Genomic DNA, 7,006 nt, shown 5'->3' on the forward strand with positions numbered 1-7,006 from the left:
AGGGGCAGGGGTTGCAGTCAAAAGATAGGTAATAATAAAATCTTGTTAATGGGTACTATAATCAAAGAATTGACGCTAATGTGAGAAATTTCTGGATATTATTATAAATATTACGTTTTGGCTAAACAACCGCAATAAGTAAGGCGACAGAGCCTTACTATTAAAAGCCCCCCCATTCACCAGCCATAGATTGAGGGTCCGGTGATTGATGAGTCTAATATTCATCTCTATTTTAGCTGTTTTATTACTTGTATTATTATTTGGTTTTGTATATGAAGGATATTATCAACATTATTCGTATTTATATAGAAATAGTATGTAAATTTAAAGGCTTGGGCTATGAAATTAAAAAAGATCTTATTAGTATAACTGTTAAAGTATTAACCATTATTACTATAATGTTGACAGGTATAAAGGGGTTTATAGATTAGTCATTTAATAAGGATGAGCTTTCTGGATACGTCTTTATTGCCTTTAGTATTTAAAATTATTGAGTTTGCTTTGCTTTATAAAAACAAGCTTATAGGCATTTTTCCGAAGAAGAGTGTTCAATAAAATTGGGAATTTACTATATACATATGATTATAATAATGTTTATTTTGTTTTTAGTTATGCTAAAAAGAGCGATAACTTGAAGTTTTAAATTCGTTAGATGAAACTAGTGACATACTCTAATTAAAGAGATATTAAAATATATTGCAATTTAAAATAATGTATCTTAAGGGGTTACTTTAATCATATAATAATTTAGAAACACTATATAAAAAGGTTAGTTTATTTGAAAGTAATTTTTAAGAGGAGTACTATTAAATTAATTAAAAGAAGGAGGTTTTATCAATGAAAGCAGCAGTTTGGTATGGTCAAAAAGATGTACGAATTGAAGACCGAAAATCAAAAGAGTTACAAGATAATGAAGTTAAAGTTAAAGTGTCTTGGGCTGGGATTTGTGGTACAGATTTACATGAATACTTAGAAGGGCCTATATTTATTTCCACAGACAAACCAGACCCGTTACTTGGTCAAAAAGCGCCCGTTACATTAGGCCACGAATTTGCAGGCGTAGTAGATGATATTGGTTCTAAGGTTACAAAATTTAATAAAGGCGATCGTGTTGTCATTAATCCTACAGTTTCAAATCATGAAAAAGAAGAAAATATTGATCTTTATGATGGTTATTCATTTATAGGTTTAGGTTCTGATGGTGGATTTGCAGAACTTACAAACGCCCCAGAAGAGAATGTTTATAAATTACCAGATAACGTTTCTGATAAAGAAGGAGCCCTTGTAGAACCGATGGCTGTTGCAGTTCAAGCAATTAAAGAAGGTGAAGTTCTATTTGGCGACACTGTTGCTATTTTTGGTGCAGGGCCAATCGGTTTGTTAACAGTCATAGCAGCTAAAGCTGCAGGTGCAAGTAAGATATTTGTTTTTGATTTATCAGAAGAAAGATTGAATAAAGCTAAAGCGATTGGTGCTACTCATACTATAAATTCTGGTGAATCAGATCCAAGTGATGTTATTAATAAACATACAGATAATGGAGTTGATGTAGCATTTGAAGTAGCTGGTGTAGCACCAACACTTAAATCTGCTATAGACGTTACTAAAGCAAGAGGTACTGTCGTTATAGTGTCTATATTTGGTCATCCTATTGAATGGAATCCAATGCAATTAACAAATACAGGTGTAAAGCTCACTTCGACAATTGCTTATACACCTACTACATTTCAACAAACAATAGATTTAATTAACGAAGGTAATTTAAAAGTTAAAGATGTCGTTACTGATGAGATAGAGTTAGATGATATTGTGGAGTCAGGATTTAAACAACTTGTAAACGATAAATCACAAGCAAAAATTCTCGTTAAGTTATAAAAGCTAATAAAAGAGCCAATCTAAATCAGAGTGGCTCTTTTATTAGCTAAAATATAGTTTTATTTAGTCAAGTGATTTTTAAATTTTTATAATTTGTTAATCTAAGCATTCTTAATGAACTTATTATTTAATAATTGTATTATTAAATACAAAACCAGGTTCAGCACCTAAAATGATAAGAAATATTTGTGAGTAGTCCACATTTTGGAATTTTAACATCATATCTTTAAAAAACACAAAATCACTATCTTTTTTAACTTTTGCTACTTCTTGTTCATATAATTTTAAAACAGATTCTCTTATTAAAATTGGTCTCTCATTTTGAATATTTTCACGGTTATCTGAAAACATAAGTGCTCCTAAATATTTATAATGGATACTTAATTGTCTTGTCAAACTAGCTATATATTCTAACTTTTCATACATACTAGGAAATTCGTTTCTTAGTTTTTTCAAATCTAACTTAATTTGGTTTAATTCTTCCATTTCATTAATCATTTTATCACTACTCCAATTCCCATGGCTTATTGATATCAAGAGAGTCAATTATATTTTTAGTTTGTGATCTTTTAATTTTTCGCATTTTAGCTCTTGCTTCGCCATCCATAAATAATAATTTTTCTTCTTTGGACTGAGGAGAGATTTTGGGTATTTTAATTGGTTTTTTCTTTTCATCCAAAGCTACAAAAGTAAGAAAAGCTACAGCAGCAATTTTTCTTTCTGCAGTAATCATATCTTCTGAAATGACTTTACAAAATATTTCCATAGATTTTTCTCCTGTATAAACTACATAAGATTCTATACAAACTGAATCAGATTGGGTGATTGGATATAAAAATTCTACTGAATCTGTAGAAGCTGTAACACATTCTTTAACTCTTGCATGTCTTCTAGCTGATAGTGTGGCGTTATTATCAATTTTTTTCATTAACACCCCCCCAAATAGTGTATTATAATTGTTTAAATCATTAATTAATACTTGGTCCGTACTGACAATTTTACTATCACTAGGAAATTTATAATTTTCCATAAAAAACTCCCGTTTCTATAATGTTTTACGTTCTAATTATAGAGCGAGAGTGTATAAATATAAAATATCCTTTTTTTATATAGCTATAAATTTCTCAAATGCTTTTATATTTAATAGTTAATTAAGAATTTTTCTTGGAGAAATTTAATCCAATTTTTTGTTAAAGAATCAACTATAATATCTTTTCTCCAAATAATAGTAAGTTCCCATTTCATGGAAGGTTTATTAATATCGATGACTTGTAAATTATTATCTAATAAGTCTAGTATTCCTTCGGGTAATATACATATCCCTAGATTATTTAATAATATTTCTTCTGTGAAGCTCCATTGAGTGGTTTTAAAAATCATATTAGGATTAAAGCCATAATTTCTACATGTATTTTTGATTTTATGGTTTAAATAGAAATCAGAATTAAATAAAATAAATTCTTGTTCTTCTAAATCTTTAATATCAATCGTTGTTTTTTAGATAATTCATGATTTTTTATGAACGACCAATTTTAATTTTTCTTCTAAAAAAGAGAATTTATTAAAGTTTTTATTATTTCTTCACGTTACCAGTTGTTTAAACTAATTATTTTTTATTATTCTGTATACCGTTGAACGACTTACACTAGTTTGCTTAGCAATTTCTTCTCCTGTAAGTTTTTGTTCATCGTATAGAAACTTAATTTCTCTTTTCTTATGGTCAGGTAATGAAGGCCTCCCGCCTTTTCGCCCTCTTGCTCGTGCTGCTTCTAATCCTTTTTTCGTACGTTCACTTAATAAGTTAGCTTCAAGTTCAGCAAATGCACTCATCATGGTAAAGAACATTTTACCCATTGCATCTTTGGTCGATACATTCATATCAATAATATGTAAATCAATGCTGTTTTCATCGAACCATTGAGATAACTCAATTAATTGTTTCGTTGTACGTCCAAGACGATCTAGTTTATAGATAACTAGAATATCTCCTTCTCGTAAATAATCCAAACACTTATCAAGTTCCGTTCTTTTCGTTTTGCGACCACTCGCTTTCTCTCTGAAGATACGTTCACAACCATATTCCTCAAGTTTATCAATCTGTCCATCAAGACTTTGATCTTGTGTTGATACACGTGCATAACCAATTTTAGCCATTTAAATACCACCTCTTTTAATCGTTTTATGGGTACTTATTAACGAAATCTAATTCTCGATGCAAATAAGCGCGTCTCTCATCGTCTGAAAACTCATGTTTTTCGAGAATTATGATACATTGATTATAACACAAGTTTATAGACTTAAATATCCAAGAAAAACCTCTTATGTCATTTTTGGAGTTATATGGCACAAATTTCGCGTCTTAAATGGCAAAACACCCCTTATTTAGTTAATAAGAGGTGTTTATTATTATCTCAATTTAAACTTTTCTATAGCTAATTTAATCTCGTCTCTAACACGCTGGAATTCTGACCATTCTTTACCTGCTGGATCATCAAAACCCCAATGCTCTTTTTTAACGTTTGGTGGTAAAATAGGACAATTATCGTCTGCATCACTACATAACGTTACGACCAAATCTGATTGTTTTAAAATATCATTATCAATCAAGTCTGACGTATGGTTTGATATATCAATATCCACTTCATTCATAGCTTCTATTGCTTTAGGATTAACACCATGTGTTTCAATACCGGCAGAATAGACATTCCAATCCTCACCCAATATTTCCCTTCCCCAACCTTCAGCCATTTGGCTACGACAAGAGTTTCCTGTGCATATAAAATAAATTGTTTTCTTATCCATAATTAAAGCCTCTTTTCTTAAAATATGATTAGTGTAAGGTATAAACCTAAGAGTGTTACAAATAGGACTGGAATAGTAATGATAATTCCAGTTTTAAAGTATGTTCCCCATGAAATCTTCACACCTTTTTGTGTTAAGACATGTAGCCACAATAATGTTGCTAAAGAACCAATTGGCGTAATTTTAGGTCCTAAATCAGAACCTATGACATTCGCATAAACCATACCTTCTTTTAATATTCCTGTAGCACTGGATTGACCAATCGCTATTGCATCTATTAAAACAGTTGGCATGTTGTTCATAATTGAAGATAAGAAAGCAGCTATAAAGCCCATACCCATGATACTGCTGAATAACCCATAACTTGAAATATTTGTTAGGATATCCCCAAGAATAGTTGTAATACCTACATTTTTTAGTCCAAACACAACAAGGTACATACCAATAGAAAATACAACAATATTCCATGGTGCGCCTTTAATTACTTGTTTTGTATGAACTGCTTTAGATTTACGAGCTAATATTACAAAGATAAGAGCAATGATACCAGCAATGATTGATACAGGTATTTGTATAAACTCACTAACAAGATATCCCACAAGTAGTATTGCTAATACAATCCATGAAAGCTTAAATAATTTAGGATCTTTGATTACATTTTTAGGGTCTGAAAGATTTTCTGTATTGAACGTTTTAGGTATAGATTTTCTGAAATATAACCATAAAACGAGAATACTAGCAATCAGAGAGAATATGTTGGGAATAATCATGCGACTAAAATATTCAATAAATCCAATATCGAAGTAATCTGCAGAAACGATATTCACTAAGTTACTTACAATTAAAGGTAGTGATGTAGTATCAGCAATAAAACCACTAGCAATAATAAAAGGAAAAATCACTTTTTTATTAAAACCTAGATTTCTTACCATTGCTAATACAATAGGAGTTAAGATTAAAGCTGCACCATCATTTGCGAAAAATGCTGCTACAATTGCCCCTAATATCATGATAAAAACAAACATTTTTAATCCATTACCGTTTGAAGCCTTGACCATATGTATCGCAGACCATTCAAAAAATCCAATCTCATCTAATATTAATGAAATAAGAATAACAGCTACAAATGTTAAGGTAGCATTCCAAACAATACCTGTTACTTCTAATACATCGGAAAAACTTACGACTCCCGTAATGATAGCAACGACAGCTCCAATTAAAGCTGTAATACCAATATCTAAACCTTTCGGTTGCCATATTACAAAGATTAAAGTTAAAAGAAAAATCACAATTGCTAAAATTGTCATCAACACTCACCTGATTTCATACTTTTACATACGCAGCGTTGGTTAGATGTGTTAATAATGTTCAAGTTTTGATTAATATAATCTAAAAATTCATGATTAAGTTGATACATATGTTTATTACCATTTTTTCGTGTAGTAACTAACTCGTTATCTACTAATGACTTCATATGATGACTTAGCGTAGGTTGGGAGAATTGAAAATGCTCTAGCAAGTCACAAGCACATAACTCACCACAAGATAGTAAATCCAGTATTTCCAACCTACTTGGATCTGATAAAACTTTTAATATTGTTGATAGTTCTTTATAAGACATGAATATACCTCCTAGACATTCAATAGATTAACATCTATATAGATTCATGTCTATATTATTTTATCTACTGTTTTTTATTCTATATATAGTTTGGCGTGTAATACCTACTTCTTTAGCTATAGTACTTATAGATTTACCTTGTTCAAGTAATTCAACAACTCGGTAATAAACCAAACGTTTTTGTGGGTCTTTAGCATTGGGAGAATACAGAACAGGTCTCCCTTTATATATCCCTTTTTCTTTGGCTACTTTAATACCTTGAGCTTGTCTACGTTTACTTTCATTTCTTTCTTGTTCTGAAATCATTGCTAAAATTTGGATAATTAAGTCTTTCATGAATTTATCTAGTAGTGGATTTCCAATCACTTCATTCATCATAGGTAAACTCGTTATCATTAATTGAACTTCTTTATCTTTTAAATAATTAACTGTTTGAATTATTTCATCATAATTTCGTCCTAGTCTATCAATAGATTCGACAATCAAACGATCTCCCATTCTTAAAAAATTTAATACTTCTTGAAAAACAGGTCTGTTTTCTATAGATTTACCTGATTGTTTTTCTGTGAAAATTTTCTCAGCACCAAAAGAGTACAAATTTTCAATTTGTCTATCTAAATTTTGATCAATGGTCGAAACTCTTGCATATCCAACTATCATTTTTAACACCCTTTCTCATACACCCTAATCATACAAACGAAAACAGCA

Annotated in this window: 8 protein-coding genes and 1 pseudogene; 1 reads left to right on the forward strand and 8 read right to left on the reverse strand. The window is 30.3% G+C overall.

The features are described from left to right. Positions 1–837: 837 nt before the first annotated feature. Entirely contained in the window at positions 838–1,875 is a 1,038-nt protein-coding gene (locus SOJ_RS13445; RefSeq protein WP_002508679.1) for a 2,3-butanediol dehydrogenase, read from the forward strand. A gap of 123 nt (positions 1,876–1,998) precedes the next feature. Here SOJ_RS13445 and SOJ_RS13450 read toward each other — a convergent pair whose 3' ends face one another. The 8 genes and pseudogenes from SOJ_RS13450 to SOJ_RS13485 form a co-directional block, all read right to left on the reverse strand. Next, positions 1,999–2,373, reverse strand: coding sequence for a hypothetical protein (locus SOJ_RS13450; RefSeq protein ID WP_002508680.1), 375 nt, complete (start codon positions 2,371–2,373; stop codon positions 1,999–2,001). Positions 2,374–2,380: 7 nt separating this feature from the next. Then, on the reverse strand, positions 2,381–2,905 hold the full coding sequence (locus SOJ_RS13455) for an acyl-CoA thioesterase (protein ID WP_002508681.1): 525 nt from the start codon (positions 2,903–2,905) through the stop codon (positions 2,381–2,383). A gap of 110 nt (positions 2,906–3,015) precedes the next feature. Continuing rightward, positions 3,016–3,453: pseudogene (locus SOJ_RS13460) on the reverse strand (LysR substrate-binding domain-containing protein); the annotation flags it as partial. A 24-nt stretch (positions 3,454–3,477) separates the two neighbouring features. Next, the gene (locus tag SOJ_RS13465; protein WP_002508682.1) at positions 3,478–4,029 is read right to left on the reverse strand and encodes a recombinase family protein; all 552 of its coding nucleotides are present in this window, start codon (positions 4,027–4,029) and stop codon (positions 3,478–3,480) included. A gap of 252 nt (positions 4,030–4,281) precedes the next feature. Beyond that, positions 4,282–4,677, reverse strand: coding sequence for an arsenate reductase (thioredoxin) (gene arsC, locus SOJ_RS13470; protein WP_002508683.1), 396 nt, complete (start codon positions 4,675–4,677; stop codon positions 4,282–4,284). A gap of 17 nt (positions 4,678–4,694) precedes the next feature. Beyond that, a complete protein-coding gene (gene arsB, locus SOJ_RS13475) occupies positions 4,695–5,987 on the reverse strand; it encodes an arsenite efflux transporter membrane subunit ArsB (protein WP_169926921.1) in 1,293 nt (430 codons plus the stop codon). Then, positions 5,984–6,298 carry an As(III)-sensing metalloregulatory transcriptional repressor ArsR gene (arsR, locus tag SOJ_RS13480; protein WP_002508685.1) on the reverse strand — a complete coding sequence of 105 codons (315 nt, stop codon included), beginning with the start codon at positions 6,296–6,298 and terminating at the stop codon, positions 5,984–5,986. The genes arsB and arsR overlap by 4 nt, the downstream gene beginning before the upstream one ends. Positions 6,299–6,358: 60 nt before the next feature. After that, positions 6,359–6,958, reverse strand: a complete 600-nt coding sequence (locus tag SOJ_RS13485) for a recombinase family protein (RefSeq protein ID WP_002508686.1) — start codon at positions 6,956–6,958, stop codon at positions 6,359–6,361. Positions 6,959–7,006: the final 48 nt, after the last annotated feature.

The organism is Staphylococcus sp. OJ82, from assembly GCF_000294465.1.
In the GTDB taxonomy this organism is placed as follows: domain Bacteria; phylum Bacillota; class Bacilli; order Staphylococcales; family Staphylococcaceae; genus Staphylococcus; species Staphylococcus equorum.